This window comes from Dokdonella immobilis, assembly GCF_900115085.1.
GTDB classification, from domain to species: domain Bacteria; phylum Pseudomonadota; class Gammaproteobacteria; order Xanthomonadales; family Rhodanobacteraceae; genus Dokdonella; species Dokdonella immobilis.
Genome location: NZ_FOVF01000009.1, coordinates 101,659 through 123,105, shown reverse-complemented (window position 1 = coordinate 123,105; position 21,447 = coordinate 101,659). Strand labels below are relative to the sequence as shown.

Annotated in this window: 13 protein-coding genes and 1 riboswitch; of the genes, 4 read left to right on the top strand and 9 right to left on the bottom strand. The window is 67.0% G+C overall.

From position 1 onward, the window contains the following. The first annotated feature begins 325 nt into the window (after positions 1 to 325). Positions 326 to 2,980 (top strand): M1 family metallopeptidase, encoded by a 2,655-nt coding sequence (locus BM125_RS09015; RefSeq protein ID WP_092407103.1) that lies wholly within the window; start codon positions 326 to 328, stop codon positions 2,978 to 2,980. 89 nt (positions 2,981 to 3,069) lie between these two features. On the opposite strand, the gene gcvP is transcribed toward BM125_RS09015, so the two are convergent. Next, positions 3,070 to 5,940: an aminomethyl-transferring glycine dehydrogenase gene (gene gcvP / locus BM125_RS09010; protein ID WP_092407101.1), complete on the bottom strand. Its 2,871-nt coding sequence runs from the start codon at positions 5,938 to 5,940 to the stop codon at positions 3,070 to 3,072. A 39-nt stretch (positions 5,941 to 5,979) separates the two neighbouring features. Then, a riboswitch (glycine riboswitch) is annotated at positions 5,980 to 6,077 on the bottom strand. A 372-nt stretch (positions 6,078 to 6,449) separates the two neighbouring features. On the opposite strand from gcvP, the gene BM125_RS09005 reads away from it, so the two are divergent. Then, positions 6,450 to 7,037 (top strand): sterol desaturase family protein, encoded by a 588-nt coding sequence (locus BM125_RS09005; protein WP_245778854.1) that lies wholly within the window; start codon positions 6,450 to 6,452, stop codon positions 7,035 to 7,037. A 492-nt stretch (positions 7,038 to 7,529) separates the two neighbouring features. Here the strand turns inward: BM125_RS09005 and BM125_RS09000 are convergent, their stop codons facing one another. From BM125_RS09000 to rluD, 4 genes are all read right to left on the bottom strand, one after another. Next, positions 7,530 to 8,954, bottom strand: a complete 1,425-nt coding sequence (locus BM125_RS09000) for a sigma-54-dependent transcriptional regulator (RefSeq protein ID WP_092407099.1) — start codon at positions 8,952 to 8,954, stop codon at positions 7,530 to 7,532. A gap of 168 nt (positions 8,955 to 9,122) precedes the next feature. Then, entirely contained in the window at positions 9,123 to 10,145 is a 1,023-nt protein-coding gene (locus BM125_RS08995; protein WP_092407097.1) for a DUF11 domain-containing protein, read from the bottom strand. Between the two features lie 159 nt (positions 10,146 to 10,304). After that, the gene (gene pgeF, locus BM125_RS08990) at positions 10,305 to 11,054 is read right to left on the bottom strand and encodes a peptidoglycan editing factor PgeF (RefSeq protein ID WP_092407095.1); all 750 of its coding nucleotides are present in this window, start codon (positions 11,052 to 11,054) and stop codon (positions 10,305 to 10,307) included. 7 nt (positions 11,055 to 11,061) lie between these two features. Continuing rightward, positions 11,062 to 12,015, bottom strand: coding sequence for a 23S rRNA pseudouridine(1911/1915/1917) synthase RluD (gene rluD / locus BM125_RS08985; RefSeq protein WP_092407093.1), 954 nt, complete (start codon positions 12,013 to 12,015; stop codon positions 11,062 to 11,064). Positions 12,016 to 12,117: 102 nt separating this feature from the next. Between rluD and BM125_RS08980 the strand changes: the two genes are divergently transcribed. Continuing rightward, positions 12,118 to 12,981 carry an outer membrane protein assembly factor BamD gene (locus BM125_RS08980; protein WP_092407091.1) on the top strand — a complete coding sequence of 288 codons (864 nt, stop codon included), beginning with the start codon at positions 12,118 to 12,120 and terminating at the stop codon, positions 12,979 to 12,981. A gap of 59 nt (positions 12,982 to 13,040) precedes the next feature. Here BM125_RS08980 and BM125_RS08975 read toward each other — a convergent pair whose 3' ends face one another. From BM125_RS08975 to sucC, 4 genes are all read right to left on the bottom strand, one after another. After that, positions 13,041 to 14,684, bottom strand: coding sequence for an NAD+ synthase (locus BM125_RS08975; RefSeq protein WP_092407089.1), 1,644 nt, complete (start codon positions 14,682 to 14,684; stop codon positions 13,041 to 13,043). Positions 14,685 to 14,805: 121 nt separating this feature from the next. Beyond that, positions 14,806 to 16,992, bottom strand: coding sequence for a bifunctional serine/threonine-protein kinase/formylglycine-generating enzyme family protein (locus BM125_RS08970; protein WP_092407087.1), 2,187 nt, complete (start codon positions 16,990 to 16,992; stop codon positions 14,806 to 14,808). A gap of 184 nt (positions 16,993 to 17,176) precedes the next feature. Next, entirely contained in the window at positions 17,177 to 18,049 is an 873-nt protein-coding gene (gene sucD, locus BM125_RS08965) for a succinate--CoA ligase subunit alpha (protein ID WP_092407084.1), read from the bottom strand. Positions 18,050 to 18,161: 112 nt separating this feature from the next. Further along, positions 18,162 to 19,328 (bottom strand): ADP-forming succinate--CoA ligase subunit beta, encoded by a 1,167-nt coding sequence (gene sucC, locus BM125_RS08960; RefSeq protein ID WP_092407082.1) that lies wholly within the window; start codon positions 19,326 to 19,328, stop codon positions 18,162 to 18,164. Between the two features lie 388 nt (positions 19,329 to 19,716). Here sucC and BM125_RS08955 point away from each other — a divergent pair, with 388 nt between their 5' ends. Then, entirely contained in the window at positions 19,717 to 21,354 is a 1,638-nt protein-coding gene (locus tag BM125_RS08955) for a sensor histidine kinase (RefSeq protein WP_092407080.1), read from the top strand. The last annotated feature ends 93 nt before the right edge of the window (positions 21,355 to 21,447 follow it).

Genomic DNA, 21,447 nt, shown 5'->3' with positions numbered 1-21,447 from the left:
GCGTGAACGCGCTCCTACGGAAACCGCGAATGGGCGGCGTCGGCTTCGATGACTCTCGACGCGTTGCGGCTCCGGGGTTGCTTCAGTCGCGATGGCTTTCCTGCATCGCGTGGAAAGGCATCGAGCCTGAAGGATCTTCCTGCACGTGACTCAGCCTGCGGCCATGACTTCTGGCGCTGGCACACCCCTGTCCGTGCAACCAGCATGGCCCGTCTTGTCGCGTGGTGCCGGGAGCACTGCGCGATCTGTCCCGTAGCTCGGCGGTTCGGCCCTTCAGGCTGCACCGGACCCGACTTTTCATTCGCGATCCCTCTCCGGAATTCCCATGCGCCCAATCTACGTCGCCGTTTTCACCGCGGTCGCTTGCCTTGCCATCCCGGCTGCACGCGCGACCGGTTCGCCGCTGGCCGTCGCCGACGGGACCGCGCCGACCCAGTTGCCGCGCGACGTGCGCCCGTTGCACTACGAAATCGAGGTCGAGCCGCATGCGCAGTCGCTCGATTTCGATGGCAAGGTCTCGATTACGCTCGAGGTGCTCGAGCCTACCGACCGCATCACGCTGAATGCGCTCGACCTGAAGTTCTCGTCAGCCAGCCTGCACTCGACTCAGCAGAAACGCGTCTACCGCGATCCAAAGATCAGTGTCGATGCCGCGACGCAGACCGCGAGCTTCACGTTTCCCGAAACCCTGGCCGCCGGCAGCTATCGGCTGACCCTGGCCTATACCGGCACGATCGGCACCCAGGCCAACGGCCTGTTCGCCCTCGATTACGTCACCGCGCAAGGCGCACGGCGTGCGCTGTACACGCAGTTCGAGAATTCCGATGCGCGCAAGTTCCTGCCGGGCTGGGACGAGCCGGCGTACAAGGCGACCTTCGATCTCGCCGCGGTCGTGCCGGCCGCGCAGACGGCGGTCAGCAACATGCCGGTCGCCGGACGCGAAGACCTCGGCGACGGCCGGGTCCGCGTGCGCTTCGCGACTTCGCCGCGGATGTCGACCTACCTGCTGTTCTTCGGCCTAGGCGATTTCGATCGGGCCACGGCCACGGACGAGGGCGTCGAACTCGGCGTGATCACGCAGAAGGGCCTGACCGCACAGGCGCAGTTTGCGCTCGAGTCCTCGGCTGCGGTGCTGAGCGAGTACAACGACTACTTCGGCGTTCCGTACCCGTTGCCGAAGCTCGACAACATCGCCGCCCCGGGGCGCAGCCAGTTCTTCGGGGCCATGGAAAACTGGGGCGCCATCTTCACTTTCGAGCGCGGCCTGCTGCTTGATCCGGCCATTTCGACCGAAGCCGATCGTCAGCGCATTTTCGGTACCGCCGCGCACGAAATCGCCCACCAGTGGTTCGGCAACCTGGTCACGATGCAGTGGTGGGACGACCTCTGGCTCAATGAGGGCTTCGCCACCTGGATGGCGGCACGCACCACCGAAAAGCTGCACCCCGGCTGGAAGGCGAGCCTGCGCAGGGTCGAGTCGCGCGAGCGCGCGATGGCCCTTGATGCGGTGGCCAGCACGCACCCGGTGGTACAGCACGTGGCCACGGTGGAACAGGCCAGCCAGGCCTTCGATGCGATCACCTATTCGAAGGGCGCCGCAGTGATCGCGATGCTCGAAGGCTATGTCGGCGCCGATGCCTGGCGCGAAGGCGTGCGTCGCTACATGAAGGCCCATGCCTACGCCAACACGCGCTCGGACGATCTGTGGCGCGAGGTCGAGGCCGCCGCGGGCCGGCCGGTGCTGGCGATCGCGCATGATTTCACCCTGCAGCCCGGCGTTCCGATGCTCGATGTCACTGCGGTCGAGTGCAAGGACGGTCGAAGCACGGTGATGCTGAGCCAGGGCGAGTTCAGCAAGGATCGGCCGCAGAAGAAAGCCCTGCGCTGGCGTGTTCCGGTCATCGCGCGGACGCTCGGCGGGGCGCCGGTGCGCGGCATGGTCGAGGGCGGCAAGGGCCGACTGCAGTTGCCGGGCTGCGCTCCGGTCCTGCTCAACGCGGGCCAGAGCGGCTACTACCGCACGCATTACGCTCCGGCCCAGTTCACGGCGCTGCGCGACCGATTCAGCGAACTCGCACCGGTCGACCAACTCGGTCTGATGGGCGATGCGCTGGCCCTCGGCTTGGGTGGCATGCAGCCGGTGACCGACGTGCTTGACCTGGTCAGCGCTACCCCGCTCGATGCGGATGGCAAGGTCTGGGAGCGCATCGCCGACACCTTGCAGGAGATCGACGGCTATTACCGCGGCGACGCGGAACGCCAGGCTCGCTTTCGAGCCCATGCCATCGGCAGGCTGGCGCCGAAATTGCGCGCGCTGGGCTGGGATGCGAAGAACGGCGAAGACGAGACGGTGGCGATCCTGCGCACACGGCTGATCGAGGTACTCGGCGATCTCGATGATGCCGACGTGATCCGCGAAGCGCGCCGCCGCCATGGCGGACGCCAGGCCGATCCCGCCCTGTTGCCGGCGGCCCTGTACAAGACCGTGTTCGACATCGTGGCCAGCCACGCCGATGAGGCGACCTGGGAACGGCTTCGTGCGGAGGCCCGTGCCGAGAAGCGCTCGATGCTGCGCGATGGCCTGTACCTGCAACTGGCCACTGCCCTCGACGAGGGCCTGGCCCGGCGCGCGCTCGATCTCGCGCTGACCGACGAGCCCGGCGCGACCAACAGTGCGGCCATGATCAGTGCGGTCAGCGAGCATCACCCCGATCTCGCCTTCGACTTCGCGCTGGCCCATCGCGAGCAGGTCGAGCCACTGATCGACACCACCTCGAGCAGCCGCTACTACCCGCGCCTGGCCAGCGGGTCGCTGGATCCGGCGATGGTCGGCAAACTCGGAACCTACGCCGAGCGCTACGTCGCCGCGGGTTCACGCCGGGCCACCGAGACAGCGATCGCCGACGTACGGTATCGCATCGGCATCCGCGAACAGCGCCTTGCGCAGATCGATGCCTGGCTGAAGAAACAGCAGGACTGAGCATTGCCACGGCGCATGGGGTCATCGCTCCGCGACACAATGAAAAAGGCCCCGCATTGCGGGGCCTCTCCATTTCGCTCGTTGCCGGTTCAGGCCTCGACTTCGTCCTTGTAGGCGTCGATCGGAATGCATGCGCACATGATGTTCTTGTCGCCGTAGACGTTGTCGACACGGGCCACCGGCGGCCAGTACTTCTGCTGCCTCAATACGGCCAGCGGGAACGCGGCGAGTTCGCGCGTGTAGCTGTGCGTCCATTCGCTGCCGGCGACCATCGTCGCCGTGTGCGGCGCATTGCGCAGCGGATTGTCCTCGCGGTCGAGCTTGCCTTCCTCGACCGCGCGGATCTCGGCGCGGATCTCGATCATCGCGTTGATGAAGCGATCGAGTTCGTGCAGCGATTCGCTCTCGGTCGGTTCGACCATCAGCGTGCCGGCGACCGGGAAGCTCAGGGTCGGCGCGTGGAAGCCGAAATCGATCAGGCGCTTGGCCACGTCCTCGGCACCGATGCCAGTGGCGTCCTTGAGCGGGCGCAGGTCGAGGATGCACTCATGGGCGACCAGGCCGTTGCGGCCCGTGTACAGCGTTTCATAGTGCGGAGCCAGGCGCCGCGCGATGTAATTGGCATTGAGCAGGGCGACCTGGGTCGCCTTGCGCAGGCCGGCCTGGCCCATCAGGGTGATGTACATCCAGGAGATCGGCAGGATGCTGGCGCTGCCGAAGCTGGCCGCGGCGACCATGCCGACGTCGCCCTTGCCGCCGAAGGTGCGGGGAAGGAACGGGGCCAGATGCGACTTCACCGCGCACGGCCCGACGCCCGGACCGCCGCCGCCGTGCGGGATGCAGAAGGTCTTGTGCAGGTTCAGGTGGGAGACGTCGGAACCCCACTTGCCGGGCTTGGCCACGCCGACCAGGGCATTCAGGTTGGCGCCGTCGGTGTAGACCTGGCCGCCATGCTGGTGCACGGCTTCGCAGATGGCGACGACGTCCTCCTCGAACACACCATGGGTCGAGGGGTAGGTGATCATCAGGGCGGCCAGGCGGTCGGCGTGCTTGGCCGCCTTGTCGCGGATGTCGTCGACGTCGACGTTGCCGTCCTTGTCGCAACGCGTGACCACCACGGTCATGCCGCACATCTGCGCCGAGGCCGGATTGGTCCCGTGCGCGGACTCGGGAATCAGGCAGATGTCGCGATGACCTTCGCCGCGCGAGCGATGCCAGGCGCGGATCGCGAGCAGGCCGGCGAATTCGCCCTGGGCGCCGGAGTTCGGCTGCAGGCTGACCGCGTCGTAGCCGGTGATCTCGACCAGCATGGCTTCGAGTTCGTCGATCAGTTGCGTGTAGCCGGTCGCCTGGTCGGCCGGTGCCAGCGGGTGGATATTGGCGAACTCGGGCCAGGTCACCGGGATCATCTCGGCAGTGGCGTTGAGCTTCATCGTGCACGAGCCGAGCGGGATCATGGTGCGATCCATGGCCAGGTCCTTGTCGGCCAGGCTGCGCATGTAGCGCAGCAGTTCGTGCTCGCTGTGGTGGGTGTTGAATACCGGGTGCTGGAGGAACGGCAGCTGGCGCAGCAGCGTGCCGGGCAGGGCGTCGGCGGTCGCCGCATCGAGCGCGTCGATGTCGTCGATGCGTGCGTCGAACAGTGCAGCCAGGGCGACCAGGTCGGCGCGTGTGGTCGTTTCATCGATGCTGATGCCAATGCTGTGCGCATCGATCGCGCGCAGGTTGATGCGTGCGCTGCGCGCCTTCGCGTGCACGGCGGCGGCGTCGACACCGACCACGTGCAGGGTGTCGAAGAAGTCCGGCCCGACCGTGCAGCCGGCCTGGCGCAGCACGCTGGCCAGCATCGCCGCCATGCGGTGCGTGCGTCGGGCGATACGTTGCAGTCCTTGCGGGCCGTGGTAGACCGCGTACATGCTGGCCATGACCGCCAGCAGGACCTGCGCGGTGCAGATGTTCGAGGTGGCCTTTTCGCGGCGGATATGCTGCTCGCGGGTCTGCAGGGTGAGCCGGTAGGCCGGCTTGCCCTCGGCGTCGATCGAGACGCCGATCAGGCGGCCCGGCATCGAGCGCTTGTAGGCATCACGGCAGGCCATGAAGGCCGCATGCGGTCCGCCGAATCCGAACGGCACGCCGAAGCGCTGGCTGTTGCCGACGACAATGTCGGCGCCCCAGGCGCCCGGTGCGCGGATCAGGGTCAGCGCGAGCAGGTCGGTGGCGACCGCGACCAGCGCGCCGCGCGCATGCGCGGCATCGGCCAGTTCGGTGTAGTCGTTGATCTGCCCGAACGTGTTCGGGTATTGCAGCAGGATGCCGAAGCTGTCGACATTCGCCGCTTCGGAATCCTCGCCAACATGCAGTTCGATGCCGAGGCCATCCGCACGCGTGCGCACGACTTCGAGGGTCTGCGAATGCACCGCGCTGGAGACGAAGAACACGTTCGACTTCGATTTCGCCGAGCGCTTGGCCAGGGTCATCGCCTCGGCCGCGGCGGTGGCTTCATCGAGCAGCGAGGCGTTGGCGATCTCCATGCCGGTCAGGTCGGCGACCATGGTCTGGAAGTTGATCAGGGCCTCCATGCGACCCTGCGAGATTTCCGCCTGGTACGGCGTATAGGCCGTGTACCAGGCCGGATTCTCGAGGATGTTGCGCAGGATGACGTTCGGCGTATGCGTGCCGTAGTAGCCCTGGCCGATGAAGCTGCGGAAGACGCTGTTGCGATCGGCGATGCCACGGATGCGGGCCAGCGCCTCGACTTCGGTGATGGCATCGGGCAGGTCCAGCGCGAGCGGCGACTTGATCCGGCCCGGCACGATGGCATCGGTCATCGCATCGAGCGAATCGTGGCCGATGACGCCGAGCATGTGCGCGATTTCGGTATCGTTGGGGCCGATATGACGCTCGACGAAGGCGGAACGATTTTCGAGATCGCGCAGGGAGGGCGAGGCAGATTGAGGCATGATGGAGGCGTCCGAAGTTCGCGTGCGAAGCCGCACGCTGGGCGCCCCTCTGTCCTTTTGCCTGAGAGTTTGGAAGCGGAACCCCGCTTCTTGCCCCTTCGGCGCCGGCTCGAACCGGACTCTCCAGAGTTGTCTGCGCGCGGAGGTATCGGGGCCTGAGCGATTACGGGCGTTGCGCCTTCGGCAGCGAAGCGGGCGCTCGGAGGAGGGTATCCGCCGACTGTCCCGCTGCGCTTCTCCCACCGCGTGTAACGGCGGGAATGATACCGCGCTTTGAAGCCAGTCGTCCCAGTCGGCGTCTGTCGGGCCCGAGCTTCCCCAATCCTGGCTGAACGGGCAAAGTAGCCTCTCGCGCAGGCTGACGCAGGTTTCGCGAAATTGTCATAATGGCGCCTGGCGGCCGGGCAAATTCAGACCGGCCCCGCGTCGACCTCTCCACCGCATCCCGAAACGGCCAGACTCTGAACATTCCAACGCGCAATTCGGGACTCCAGGCAGCAGGGACGCGGGTGGCGGCCCTGCGCCGGCTCGGGCCCAACCTGCTCGACGCGATCATTCGCATGTCGGCGACGCGGACCAACTACTGGCTCGAGTTCGCCTTCACGATCGCCCTGTCGGGCGCACTGCTGGCGGCCGGCATGCGGCTCCATCACGGCTCCTGGGCCGGCGCATTCGGGACGGTCCTTGCCGGCCTGGTCGTTTTCAGCTTCATCGAGTACCTGTTCCATCGCTGGATTTTCCATGGTCCGGACTCGATGTACCGGCGTGGCCACGATGCGCACCATCGCGACCCGCATGGCTACGATGCCCTGCCGTTCTTTCTGCCGTCGGCGATCCTGCTCGGGCTGACCGTGGTCTTCTCCATGCTGGTGCCGACCAGCCATGCCTGCCTGCTCGGCGGCTCGATCGGCTTTGGCTACGTGGCCTACGGGCTCAGCCATTTCACCATCCACGCCACCCGGTTCCGGCAACCCTGGATGCGCCAGTGGGCGGCGCGCCATCACGTCCATCACCATCTGCCCGACCGGAACTTCGGCGTCACGACCTCGCTCTGGGACCACGTGCTCGGCACCCGGCATCGTCCTCGCCGGCGCTGACAGATGCATTCGGCCATGGTGGCGGCGCATGCCCGGTGCATTGACCGCGGCTTTTGCAACGGCGTCGAACCCGAAGGTTCTTGCTGCAGAGAGCGAGCGAAAGGGGACGCGTGCTTCGATTGCCGCAGCCGCGTTGCCGCTTCGCTGTAGGAGCGGCTTCAGCCGCGACGCCCTTTTCCCGAACCTTGCCCAGGAGCATCGCGCCTGAAGGCGCTCCTGCGAAGAACGGAAAATCAGGGCAAATCGTGGCGAATGATAGCGAAGGGTGGCGCGAGCTTCGATGACCGTTCTCGCGTTACCGCCTCGTTGTAGGAGCGGCTTCAGCCGCGATGCCCTTTTCCCGAATCTTGCCCAGGAGCATCGCGCCTGAAGGCGCTCCTACGAAGAACGGAAAATCAGGGCAAATCGCGGCGAAGGAAGGCGAAGGGTGGCGCGAGCTTCGATCAGCGTTCTCGCGTTGCCGCTTCGTTGTTGGTCCGCGTGCGCTGTGGACTACTCGATGCCGAGCTTTTCGAGGCGGTAGCGCAACTGGCGCAAGGTCAGGCCGAGTTGCTTGGCGGCCGCCGTGCGATTCCAGCGGGTCGCCTCGAGCGCCTTGGTGATCACGGCACGCTCGGTTTCGGCGACGGTCGCGGCCAGGTCCCCGCTGTACGCAGAGTCGGGCAGCATGATGCCGGGTGCTTCGGGTGCGGGCATTTGTGGCGACGGTGGACGGTAGGTCGGTGTCTGCGTGATCGCGGCCGGTTCGGGCATCGAGGCCGAGGCCGGCGGACGGGCGATCAGGCGCATGTCCTCGGCGCTGATCGAGCCGTCCTCGCAAAGCGCCACGGCGCGCTCGAGGATGTTTTCCAGCTCGCGCACATTGCCCGGGAATTCATAGGCCTGCAGGGCCTTCAATGCATCGGGGGTCAGCCGTGCCGGCGCGCGGTCGGCTTCGCGACCGAGCCGATCGAGGATGCGGCTGGCCAGTAGCGGGATGTCGTCGCGGCGCTCGCGCAGCGGCGGCACGCGCAGCTCGATCACGTTGATGCGGTAGAACAGATCCTGGCGGAACGAGCCCAGATCGACGAGCCGGGCAAGGTTCTTGTGCGTGGCCGAGAGGATGCGCACGTCGACCGCCACCTCGGCGCGCGCGCCGATCGGACGCACGGCCTTTTCCTGGATCACGCGCAACAGCTTCACCTGCATGTGCAAGGGCAGTTCGGCGACCTCGTCGAGGAACAGGGTGCCGCCGTCGGCGGCCTGGAACAGGCCTTCCTTGTCCGCGTGGGCGCCGGTGAAGCTGCCCTTGCGGTGGCCGAAGAACTCGCTTTCCATCAGTTCCGACGGGATCGCGCCACAGTTGACCGGGACGAAGGCGGCCGATGCGCGCGGACCGAGTTCGTGGATCAGGCGCGAGGCCAGTTCCTTGCCGACGCCGGACTCGCCGGCGACGTAGACCGGCGCCTGGCTGCGCGCGACCTTGGCGATCGTGGCGCGCAGTTCCTTCATGGGCTGCGATTCGCCGATCAGCTTGGCGCTGCTGGCGTCGACACTGGCCTTCTTCTCTTCGGACAGGCGCAATGCGGTCTGCACGAGCCGGCGCAGCACGTTGATGTCGACTGGTTTGGAGACGAAATCGAAAGCGCCGGCCTTGAGCGCGACCACGGCCGCGTCGACATTGCCGTAGGCGGTGATCATCGCGACCGGCGTATCCGGGTACTGGGCGGCGATCAGCTCGATCACCTCATGGCCGGTGCCGTCGGGCAGGCGCATGTCGGTGAAGCACAGTGCATAGCGATTACCGGCGAGGCGCTGCTTGGCGTCGCTGACCGTGGCCGCGGTCTCGACGACGAGCCCCATCCGGCCCAGGGTCAGGGTCAGCAGCTCGCGGATATCCCGCTCATCGTCGATTACCAGTGCGAATTGTTTGCTCATGCGCTCGTTCGATGCGTGTCCGTCGCGACGCACAAGGTTAATCCGCGGCGCCCTTTTAGGCAAAGCATTCAGCGGCCGGGGCATCCCCGCAGGGGGCAAAGCCGGCCCCCGCGGCATTGTTCAGGTTGGCATTGCCAGCCCGGCCCGAGGGCGCGAGAGGTCCCGACTTCATGGTGGCGCCTCGAAACCGTCGGCAAAGATGCGGTCGGCCAGGGGCGCCGTGTTCGCCGTCGCCGAATTGTTGGCGGAGTTCGGATCGCTGGTCGGTGCGTTGACCACGGCGGTCACCGAATTGGAGAGGATGCCGCTGGTGCCATCAGCAACGGTCGCGCTGACGTTGTAGGTGACCTGGGCCGCATTGGGCAGGCTGACGACCTGCGAGATGTTGCCGCTGCCGCCGGAGGTGCAGGTGGCGCCGCCGCTGGCCGTGCAGCTCCAGGTGACCCCGGTGTAGGCGCCCGGGAAGGCGTCGACGACGACCACGCTCGGTGCCGCATTGGGCCCGGCATTGCTGATCGTGATGGTGTGGCTGATCGGGGCCCCCGCCGTGTACAGCAACGGGCTGGTGCTGATCGCCGCGGCCACGTCGGCACTGCTGCCGCCGGCCTGGCAATCGACCACCGCGCGGATCACCCAGTCGCCCGGGACCATGAAAGTTTCCGAGGAGAGCCAGAAAAACGAGCCGCCGAGGTCGGCGTAGATCGCATTCCTGCCGGCGACGATGCCGTTCGCATCGACCACCAGGCTTGGGCCCGAGCCGGGCGGAGCGGCATCGAAGACATAGGCGACGACGAAGGTCTCGTTGCTGGTCACCGGGACGATGAGCGGAACCGTGTTGTTGTCGTCGAGGTAGCGGTATTCGTTGATCACGCCATCGGTCAGCAGCGGACCATTGATCTGCTCGGCAAGCGCGCCGGGCGTGGGGTAGGTGCCGGCACGATGGATTTCGATCGAACCACCGAGGGTCTGGCCGGTCCCGCCGGAAGCCGACAGCCAGAGCACCTGGACCGCGACGATGTTGCCGTCGCAGGGCGAAGTCAACCAACTCGCGCCCTTTTCGCCGCTGACGAAACCGGCCTCGACGATCGCGCTGGAGTTGTCGATGAGCGAATCGTTCTTGACCGTGACCTCTGCGCCGATGGCACTGGCGGCGCAGATCGCGAGCGGAAACAGGCTGATCAAGCACTTCATCGGTTTGCCCCTGTGCACCGAATGTGAATGCCACCCTACGCCCCGAACGGCGGCAGGGGCATGCGCGAGTTCACATTAGGAACCTTTGCCCGTTGCCGGCGACGATCGAGGAGTTGCCCGTGCCGGATCGATACGACGAGGCCGGGGCGGGGCGGTTGTTCAGTCCTTCCAGATCAGGCTGGCGAAGCGGCCGCAGCGTGGATCGCGCCGGTAGGAATAGAAGCGCGCATCGACCCGGGTATCGAAGCCGCCGCCGGAAATACGCTCCACCCCGCTGGCTGCCAGGCGCCGCCAGGCCAGCCGATACAGGTCGCATCGCCAGTGTCCCGGGCGCGAGGCGGTGAATGCCTGGTCCGCTCCGGCATCGCGGTCGAGAAACGCGTCGCGGACATCGGCCGCCACTTCGTAGGACGCCGGGCCAATCGCCGGTCCGAGCCAGGCCAGGATGGCCGACGGCTTGGCCCGCATCTTCGCCAGCGTCGCCTCGATGACGCCGCCGGCCAGTCCGCGCCAGCCCGCATGGGTGACCGCGATCTCGCTGCCGTCGTCGGCACAGAACAGGACCGGCAGGCAGTCGGCGGTCAGCACGGCCAGGACCTGGTTGTCGCGCGCGGTGACCGCGGCATCGGCCTCGGGCGGATCGCCGGGCGGTGCGGGCGATTCCGCGCGCCACACCCCGGCGCCGTGAACCTGGCGCAGCCAGCAGGGGGAGGCCGGGAGCCCGAGCAGGTCGACGAGGGCGGCGCGGTTCGCGGCCACCGCGGCAGCCTCGTCGCCGCAGCGATCGCCGAGGTTGAGCGAATCGAATGGCGCCCGGGAGTGCCCGGCCATTGCGCGCGTCGTGACCCGCGCATGCACGTTGCCCGGCGCAGGCCAATCGGGAACGAGCCAGTTCGCGCCGATGCCCATGCCGGACTCAGGCCTGCGAATCGGCGCGCACGGTTTCGATCAGGGCGGTCATGTCGGCCGGCCGCGCGACATCGAACGCCAGCGATTCGCCGCTCGCCGGATGGGTGAACTCGAGGCGCTCGGCATGCAGGGCCTGGCGGCGGAAACCGCGCAGGGCCTCGATCAGCTCCGCGGTCGCAGCCTTGGGCAGGCGCAGGTTGCCGTAGCTGAGGTCGCCGACGATCGGGTGCCGGATCGAGGCCAGGTGCACGCGGATCTGGTGTGTGCGCCCGGTTTCGAGGCGGCACTCGACCAGGGTCATGGCACGGAAACGCTCGCGGACCCGGTAGTGGGTGACCGCTTCGCGACCGTCCTCGCGCACGGCCTGCTTGAGGCGATCGACCGGGTGCCGGCCGATCGGCTTGTCGATGCGGCCGCCCGAGACCATCGGCCCGTAGACCAGGGCTTCGTATTGGCGATGCACGCTGCGCGCCGACAGCTGCTCGACCAGGCTGGTGTGCGCGCGCAGGCTGCGGGCGACGACCATCAGGCCCGAGGTGTTCTTGTCGAGCCGGTGCACGAGGCCGGCGCGCGGGATGCCGACCAGGCCCGGCTCGTGGTGGAGCAGGGCGTTCTGCAGCGTGCCGTCGGGGTTGCCGGCACCCGGATGCACGATCAGTCCGGCTGGCTTGTTGACGACGATGACGTCTTCGTCCTCGTAGCGGATGTCGAGTTCGATGGCCTCCGGCGCCGCGCTGACTTCGCGCTGCATGCGTGCATTGAGGACGACCGCTTCGCCGCCGTGCACGATGTGCCGCGGCACGACCTGCTCGCCGTCGAGCAGGACATCACCAGCCTTGATCCAGGCACTCAGGCGCGAACGCGAGAAATCCGGGAACAGGTCGGCCAGGGCGGCATCGAGGCGACGGCCTGCCGATTCGACCGGAATGCTCGCATTCAGCGTGGGTTGGGGTTGGTTCATGGGCGTCGATCAGGAGTTCGGTTCGGGTTGACGCAGGTTTCCGGCGTCCATGGCGTCTGCGGTATGATCGCCGTCCACCATCATCGCAGAGCCCCCCTCCGCATGCGAGTTTCCCGTCAGTTCCGGGTCGTTTCCCGTATCGCCGTTGCCCTCCTCGCCGTCACCCTGGTTGCCGGCTGCTCGTTTTTCGGCAAGAAGAAAGCCGACCCGCTGGAGGCGCTCGCGGTCGAACAGCTCTACGAGAAGGGCAAGCTGGATATCGAAAAAGGCAACTACGAGCGCGCCAACAAGACGTTCTCTCGCCTGGTCGCCCGCTTTCCGTTCGGCCCCTATACCGAACAGGCGCAGCTCGACCAGGCCTATGCCCAGTACAAGATGAACAAACCGGACGAGGCCTACTCGACGATCAACCGGTTCATCAAGACCTATCCCGCGCACAAGCACATCGACTACGCGTTCTATCTGCGCGGACTGATCAATTTCGATCGCGAGGAAGGCCTCCTCGAGCGCTACGCCGGGCTCGACATGACCCAGCGCGACCAGGCCTTCGTGCGCCAGTCATTCGACGACTTCGCGGCCCTGATCAAGCGCCATCCGGACAGCCGCTACGCACCGGATGCGAAGCAGCGCATGATCTTCCTGCGCGACGGCATGGCCCAGTCCGAGCTCAACGTGGCCCTGTTCTACCTGCGCAAGGGTGCCTACGTCGGTGCGGCCAACCGGGCCAAGGCGATCCTCGAGACCTACGACCAGTCGCGCCAGGTCGCCGATGCGCTGGCGATCCTCGTCAAGAGCTACCACGAACTCGGCCAGGACAAGCTCTCGGCGGACGCCGAGCGCGTACTGAAGCTCAATTTTCCGGAGCACCCCTCGCTGTCCGGCGCCTGGCCGTCCTGGCGCTCGAACTGGTGGAAGCTGATTCCGCTCTCCAATCGCGGCGCCAAGTCGGTGGTCAAGAACGACTAGCCCGGCTCGACGTCGCCCTGCGCAGGCCTTTCGAGCGCCTGCGCGCCGACCGTACCGGCTCAGTCCCAGCCGGAAGTGATCGGGTAACGGCGCTCGCGTCCGAAGGCGCGGCGCGAGACCTTGGGTCCGGGCGCGGCCTGCTGGCGCTTCCATTCGCTGATGCGGACCATATGGACGACCTTGCGGACCACCTCGGCGTCGAAGCCGGCGGCGACGATTTCCTCGCGCGACTGCTCCTCGTCGACGTAGCGGGCGAGGATCGCATCGAGCATTTCGTACGGCGGCAATGAATCCTGGTCGGTCTGGTTTTCGCGAAGCTCGGCCGAGGGCGCGCGATCGATGACCGCCTGCGGAACCACCCAGGCCGGCGTCCGGCCCGCCTGCTGCGCGTTGCGCCAGCGCGCCAGATCGAACACTTCGGTCTTGTACAGATCCTTGATCGGCGCATAGCCGCCGCACATGTCGCCATAGATGGTGGCGTAACCGACCGCGTATTCACTCTTGTTGCCGGTGGTCAAAAGCAGGCCGCCGAGCTTGTTGGCCAGCGCCATCAGGATCACGCCGCGGCAACGCGACTGCAGGTTTTCTTCGGCGGTGTCGGCGGCATGACCGGCGAACAGCGGACCGAGCGCCTCGAGAAATCCTTCGAAGGGTGCCGCGATCGGGACGGTCTCGATGCGCACGCCGAGCGCGGCGGCCTGTTCGCTGGCCAGATCATTGCTCTGCCCCGAGGTGTAGCGCGAGGGCAGGCGCACCGCGGTCACGTCGTCGGCGCCGATCGCATCGACCGCGATGGCCAGCACCAGGGCCGAGTCGATGCCGCCGGACAAACCGACCCAGACCTTCTCGAAACGATTTTTGGTGGAGTAGTCGCGCGTCGCGCGGACGATGGCCCGCCAGGCCAGGCTCTCGCGGCTTTCGTCGACCTCGGCCGGCCAGTCCCGGGTCGCGAAGGACCGCGTTGCACGGTCGAACTCCGCGAGCAGCAGATGGTCCTCGAAGGCGCGTGCGGCCGCGTGCACGGTGCCGTTGGCGTCGGCCAGCACGCTCGCGCCGTCGTAGACCACCGAATCCTGGCCGCCGACGACGTTGAGGTAGGCGAGGGCAACGCCGGATTCGGCGACCCGGGTCTCCAATAGAGCATCGCGGCGGGCCAGCTTGCCGTGGTCGAAGGGCGACGCATTCGGCACGACGACCAGCTCGGCGCCGTGCGCGGCGGTGTCTGCCAGCGGTTCGGAGAACCACAGGTCCTCGCAGATGACGACGCCGACCCTGACCCCGGCCACCTCGAACACGCACGAGCCGCCGTCCGGATCGACCTCGAAGTAGCGACGTTCGTCGAAAACCGCGTAGTTCGGCAGTTCGCGCTTGCGGTAGGTCGTTTCGATGCGGCCATCGCGCAGCACGCTGGCCGCGTTGTAGACGATCGACCCGGCCGACTGCGGCCAGCCGACCACGGCGACGATGCCGCGGACCCCGGCGGCGATCCGTTGCAGCGAAGCCTCGCACTCGGCCAGGAAGCTCGGCCGCAGCAGCAGGTCCTCGGGCGGATAACCGCACAGGGCCAGCTCGGGAAATACGATCAGGTCGGCATGCAGGCGGTCGCGCGCTTCGGCAATCAGCGAGGCGATGCGTTCGGCGTTGCGGACAACCGCACCGACCGGGAAATCGAACTGGGCCAGCGCGACGCGCAGTTTCGCCATGGGGAATTCGTCAACAGGGTGGTGAAGGAGGGGGTTCGATCGTCGACTGTGGCGGCGGGCGGGTCGTGGCCGACCAGGCACAGTCCGGCTGCCGCGCGATTATGCCACGCACCCGTGGCCACTAGAGTTCGCGAACCAGGCGAAAGCCGACGTCGTCGTAGCCGCGATCCGAAGGCAGCAGGCGCGCGCTCCTGGGGTCGATATCGGGACCATCCTGCCAGGACATGCCGAGCACGGCCCGCCGCGGACAGGTATCGCTCTCGAAGCTGCGGGCCAGGGCATTGCTGGCGGTGCCGCATTCGGCCGACCACTCCGAGACGTTGCCGAGCAGATCGTGCAGGCCCAGCTCGCTCGGCCGGAAACGACCGGTCGGCGCCGTGTTCGCGTAGCCGTCATTGCAGTCGTGGTGCAGCGCGATCCCCCTGGCGCTGCTGTCGCGCACATTGCCTCTGGCGCAGGCCGACGCCTTGCGCGGCACGGAACGCTCCGCCTGCAGCCATTCGGCATTGGTCGGCAGGCGATATTTCATGCCGGTGCGCCGACCAAGCCAGGCCGCATAGGCGCGCGCGTCATCGAAGCTGACGCAGACGACCGGATCGTCGCCGGTCTGGCGAAAGCCCGGGTCCTTCCAGTCGCGCCGGTCGAACAGGCGCAACGGTGACAGGCTGTTGCGGCAGCGACTGGCCGGCCGACCGCTGGCCGCGGCGAATGCCGCGTATTCGTCGCGGCTGACTTCGTTGCGCATCATCAGGACCGGCGCCGACAGCGTCGCCCCCTGGTAGCGCGCCGGCACCAGCAGCAGGGGCGGGCCCCCGGGGTCGCTGATTGCCACGCCCGGCTGCGGCAGATTCCGCAACTCGCCATCCAGCGGCTGCAGCAAGGCATCGCTGGCGCCGAGCTCGCGCATCAATGCCATCGCGTCTGCGGCGAGACCGCGATCGGCGTCGGCCAGGTGCGCGCGTGCGCGTGTCGCGAGGGCCTCGATGCTGCGATCGCGCAAGGCCTGCCAGGCCGGCGAGTCGCCCAGTCCGGCCTGTCCGGCCACGGTCCGGGCCCTGGCCGCGCCCGTACGCACTTCGTCGAAGCGATCGGCATTGGCGGCCGCGACGATCGGATCGGTCGCTGCCGTCAGGACCGCCTCGAGCCCGCTCCTGGCGAGGCTGCTGTCCGGATCGACCGCCAGCACGGCAAGGAAATGCTCGGCCGCGTTGGCGCCGGGCGGTTGCAGGAGGGCACCCCTGGAAAGCAGGGATTGCGCGTCGGCGAGCTCGGCCGCAAGTTCGGGCGCACGGTCCGACGCCGGGGGTGGGGCCGCGGCATGTCCGCGCAGGCCGGCCATCAGTGGCAGCACGGTGGCAACGATCGCAACCGCGACCAGGGCACCGACCGCGACCAGCACCGACGGCCGCTTGTTCACGGCACGCCGCAAGCGCCCTGGTAGGCCGGCCGCGTGGCGCACGTGCCGCTCGATCGGATCGAGCGCGCGCTGCATGGCCTGGGCATTGCGGAAGCGGTCCTCGGGTCGCTTCGCCATGGCCCGATTGATGAAGCCCTGCCAGTGCGACTTTTCCTCCGGCAGCTTCGGGATCGGATCCTGCGCGTGCATCAGGGCCAGCGCCAGCGCATCGGGCGATTGATAGGGCAGGTAACCGGTCAGCAGCTCGAAGGCGAGGATGCCGAGGCTGTACAGATCCGAGCGGTCGTCGACCGGATCCGCTCGCGCCTGCTCGGGGCTCATCTGTGCGCTGGTGCCGATGACCAGACCATCGCCGGTGATCCGCGAGTTGACCTCGCGCTGGGCCAGGGCGATGCCGAAATCGGCCAGCTGCGGCCGGTCGGCGTTGTCGAACAGGACGTTTTCGGGTTTGACGTCGCGGTGCACGATGCCGCGTGCATGGGCGTAGCCCAGTGCATCGAGCAGGGCGCGCAGAAGGGCGATCAGGCCCGGCTCGTCGTCGCGATAATCGCGCACGCTGAGGTCGCCCTTGGCGAGGTAGGGCATGACGTAGTAGAGGTCGCCCTCGAGGGTCCGCCCGACCTCGTGGATGACGACGATGCCGGGATGTTCGAGCTTGGCGATGATCCGCGCCTCGTGCTCGAAGCGGATGGTCTGCTCTTCGTCGAGCTGGCGCGCCGGGCGCATGACCTTGATCGCCACTTCGCGATCGAGCGATTCCTGCACGGCCAGGTAGACCGTCGCCATGCCGCCGAGGCCGAGCCTGCGCACCAGGCGGTATCCGGCGATACGCGGCAGGTCGCTGCGCGCATCGGCGCTTTCGGGTCGATCGTTCTGGTCGTTTTCTGGCATCGAGCCGTGCCCGGTAGTTCGATACGGAGTGGGTCGCAGGAGGGATGGCGCCCGCAGCCTAGCGCAATCGGTCGGGTCGGCGCTGCCGTGCGGTGTCCCGGATCACGCAATTCGGCTCGCGGCGCGCAACAAAAAAGGCCGCCGGATGGCTCCGGCGGCCTTTGTCGGGGCCTTGGCCGAGGACCTACTTCATGATTCCGGCCAGCGTCGTGCCGAGATCCGCTGGCGACTTGACCGTGGTCACGCCAGCCTTGTCGAGGGCGGCGAACTTGGCCGCGGCCGTGCCCTTGCCGCCGGAAATGATCGCGCCCGCATGGCCCATGCGCTTGCCGGCCGGCGCGCTGGCGCCGGCAATGAAGGCGACCACCGGCTTGGTCACGAATTCCTGGATGAATTCGGCCGCTTCCTCTTCGGCGCTGCCGCCGATCTCGCCGACCATGATGATGCCCTCGGTCTGCGGATCGTCCTGGAACAGCTTCAGGCAGTCGATGAAGCTCAGGCCGTTGATCGGGTCGCCGCCGATGCCGATGCAGGTCGACTGGCCGAGGCCGACATTGGTGGTCTGGAACACGGCCTCGTAGGTCAGCGTGCCGGAGCGCGAGACGATGCCGACCTTGCCGGGCTTGTGGATGTGGCCGGGCATGATGCCGATCTTGCACTCACCGGGGGTGATGATGCCGGGGCAGTTCGGCCCGATCAGCACGGTGTCCGGGTACTGCTTGAGCACGTTCTTCACGCGCAGCATGTCGAGCACCGGAATGCCCTCGGTGATCGTGACGATGACCTTGATGCCGGCGTCGGCCGCTTCGAGGATGGCATCGGCAGCGAACGGCGGCGGCACGAAGATCATCGAGGCGTCGGCACCGGTTTCCTGCACGGCATCGTGCACGGTGTTGAAGACCGGCAGGCCGATGTGCTCGCTGCCGCCCTTGCCCGGGGTCACGCCGCCGACCAGTCTGGTGCCGTAGTCGACGGCCTGTTCGGAATGGAAGGTGCCCTGCTGGCCGGTGAAGCCCTGGGTGATCACCTTGGTGTTCTTGTTGACCAAAACGCTCATGGATCGATCCTCGAGATTTCGTTCTTTCGGGAATGGCTTCTGCGATGCGCTTCGTTGGGGATCCAGAACAGAAGCATCGCGGCTGAAGCCGCTTCCTACAGTGTTGTATTGATCAGGCGGCCTTGACCGATGCGACGGCCTTCTGGGCCGCGTCATTGAGATCATCGGCGGGCGTGATCGCGAGCCCGGAGCTGGCCAGCAGCTCGCGGCCTTTTTCGACATTCGTGCCCTGCAGGCGGACGATGACGGGGATCTTCAGGCCGACTTCCTTGACCGCGGCGATGATGCCCTCGGCGATCAGGTCGCAGCGCACGATGCCACCGAAGATGTTGACCAGGATGGCCTGCACCTTGTCCGAGCGCAGGATCAGTTTGAACGCCTCGGTCACGCGTTCCTTGGTCGCGCCGCCGCCGACGTCGAGGAAGTTGGCCGGCTCGCCACCGGCGAGCTTGATCACGTCCATGGTGGCCATGGCCAGGCCGGCCCCGTTGACCATGCAGCCGATGTTGCCGTCCATCGTCACGTAGTTGAGGTTGTGCTGGACCGCGGCGGCTTCGGCCGCATCTTCCTGGGTCAGGTCGCGCATGGCGACCAGCTTCGGATGGCGGAATTCGGCGTTGTCGTCCGAGTTGACCTTGCCGTCGAGGGCCATCAGCACGCCGGAATCGAGGATCGCCAGCGGATTGAGCTCGACCAGGGCCAGGTCCTTCTCGTTGAACAGCTTGTACAGGCCGAGCATGATCTTGGTCAGCTGGCTGGCCTGCTTGCCGTCGAGGCCCATGTCGAAGGCGAGCTTGCGGCACTGGTAGGGCTGCAGGCCTTCGACGAAGTTGACCTCGATCGTGTGGATGTCTTCCGGAGTCTCGCGGGCGACCTGTTCGATGTCGACGCCGCCCTGGGCCGAGGCGATGAACGAGACGGCCTTGCTGTCGCGGTCGACCAGGATCGACAGGTACAGCTCCTTGGCGATGTCGGTGGCATCGGTGACCAGGACCAGGTTGACCGGAAGCGCGCGGCCGCCGGATTGGTAAGTCTCCATGTCGCGACCGAGCATGCCGGCGGCGGCCGCCTTGACCTCGTCGGTCGACTTGCAGAACTTGACGCCGCCGGCCTTGCCGCGGCCGCCGGCGTGGATCTGGGCCTTGACCATCCATTGCGAGCCGCCGAGCGCCTTGGCCGCATCGACAGCCTGCTCCGGAGACGCGGCGACCTTGCCCGGCGGCACCGGGATGCCGTACTCGGCGAACAGTTCCTTGGCTTGGTATTCGTGGAAATTCATGCAGGCACCTTCATGGGAAAGACGCGGAAAGCAACATTGCCCGGCGGGCAAGGCCGCAAGCCGTTGAGCGGAGGAGGAGAGCGTCGACGCTGGAAGACCGGGTCGACCCGCAGGATGGCCGCGTATTTTGGGCAAAGCCCGGAACGATTGCAAAACGTCGGCGTTTTCGGGACGGCCGGGTGCCATCGGCGATGCCCGCGACAGCTGCCCTCGCCCACGCCCGCAAGCCGTTGATCATGCTCGCCGCGACGCCGAAGTTGCCGCGCCCGGGGCCGGTCGAGCCGGTTCGATCTGTCAACTAGGGTCAACGACGGGCAGGCAAGCCGGCGCGCAGGCTGTAGCATTGCGCCCTGCGCACCTATACTTCGGGGCCACTGGAGGACAGATCTTGGCAGAGCGGCAGGCGCGACGGGCGGAAGACGCGGCCGGTGACATCACCCGGCGCGAACTCTATTTCTTCAATCTGTACCGCCTGCTCGAAGCAGTCGTCTACCTGGGCCTGGTGTTCAGTACCCTCGCCGTCGACTGGATCCGGATCAGCCACGCCGACCTCGGTCGCTCGGTGACCCTGATCTACTGCGCGGTCGCGATCATCCTGCTGATTTCCACCGACCGCATGCGCCGCCGGCTCAGCGCCAGCATTGGCCTGGCCCTGACCCTCGACACGCTGGCGGCGGCCCTGGTCCTGTTCTCGATCAGCGGCGGGCACAGCTCGATTCCGATGATGCTGATGGTCAACGTCGGCGTCGGCGCGCTGCTGCTGCCGTTCCGGCAATCCCTGCTGCTTGCCGCGCTGGCTGCGGTCGGCGTCATAGCGCCGCCGCTGTTTTCGTATTTCAGCGCAGCGACGGTCGACCGCAGCATCCTCGAAGCGTCATTGTTCGGATTCGCCTACATCGCCGTGGCCGCGCTTTGCGCGCATCTTGGCCGGCAGATGCGCGAAACCGAAGCGCTGGCTGAGCAGCGCGGCGTCGATCTGCTCAATCTCGAGCAGGTCAACGACCTGATCATCCGGCGCATGAAGACCGGCGTGTTGCTGGTCGACGATGCCAACCACATCCTGCGCATCAACGAGTCGGCCTGGCACCTGATCGGCAATCCCTCGCCGAACCAGCGCGATCTTGGCCAGGTGGCGCCGGAACTGTCGCGTCGGCTCTACCACTGGCGCCATTCCGGTCGGATCGACCAGAACCCGGTCGCCCTGGCCGCCGACGTTCCCGAGGTGATCCCGCGCTTCTCGCGCATGTCGCCAAACGACGACACGCACATCCTGATCTTTCTCGACGACACTTCGCTGCTGTCGCGAAGGGCCGAGGAAATGACCCTCGCCTCGCTCGGCCGGCTATCCGCGTCGATCGCCCACGAGATCCGCAATCCGCTCGCGGCGATCCGCTATTCGGCGCAGCTGCTGGCCGAGTCGGAGAACATGCACGAGGAGGACCGGCGCCTGGTCGAGATCGTCAACAACCATTGCACGCGCGCCAACGAAGTCATCGAGAACATCCTGCAGCTGTCGCGACGCGAGCGTTCGCGTCCGGAAAGCATCGACCTGAATGCCTGGGCGCTGGCCTTCGTCGAGGAATACAAGCAGAGCAACGACCTCGGCCAGGATCATCTGCGCGCGATCACGCAGAACCGCACGATCGAGGCCATGGTCGATCCGCAGCACCTGCAGCAGGTGGTCTGGAACCTGGTCCAGAACGCGATCCGCTACGGCCGCGAGCCTGGTTCGGTGGCGCGCGTGGTACTCGTGGCGCGCATGGCGACCGACAAGGGGCCGCCCCTGCTCGAAGTCGTCGATCGCGGCCCGGGCATCCCGGCCAAGGTCGCCGCGCAGATCTTCGATCCGTTCTACACGACCAGCGAGGACGGCACCGGACTGGGCCTGTACCTGGCCCGGCAGATGTGCGAATCGAGCCAGGCCACGCTCGAGTACGTGCCGGTGGCCGGCGGTGGCGCCTGTTTCCGCATCACCCTGTCGCCGGCGGCTACGCTCGCCGCGCGGACCGCGGCCCAGGCGACCTGACCGCGCGCCATTCGCGGCGACCGCCGCAGTGGTGCGGCGGGGGCGTTCCCAGGCTGCTTGATTCCGCGCCGGCCGGGCACCATTTCATGCGCA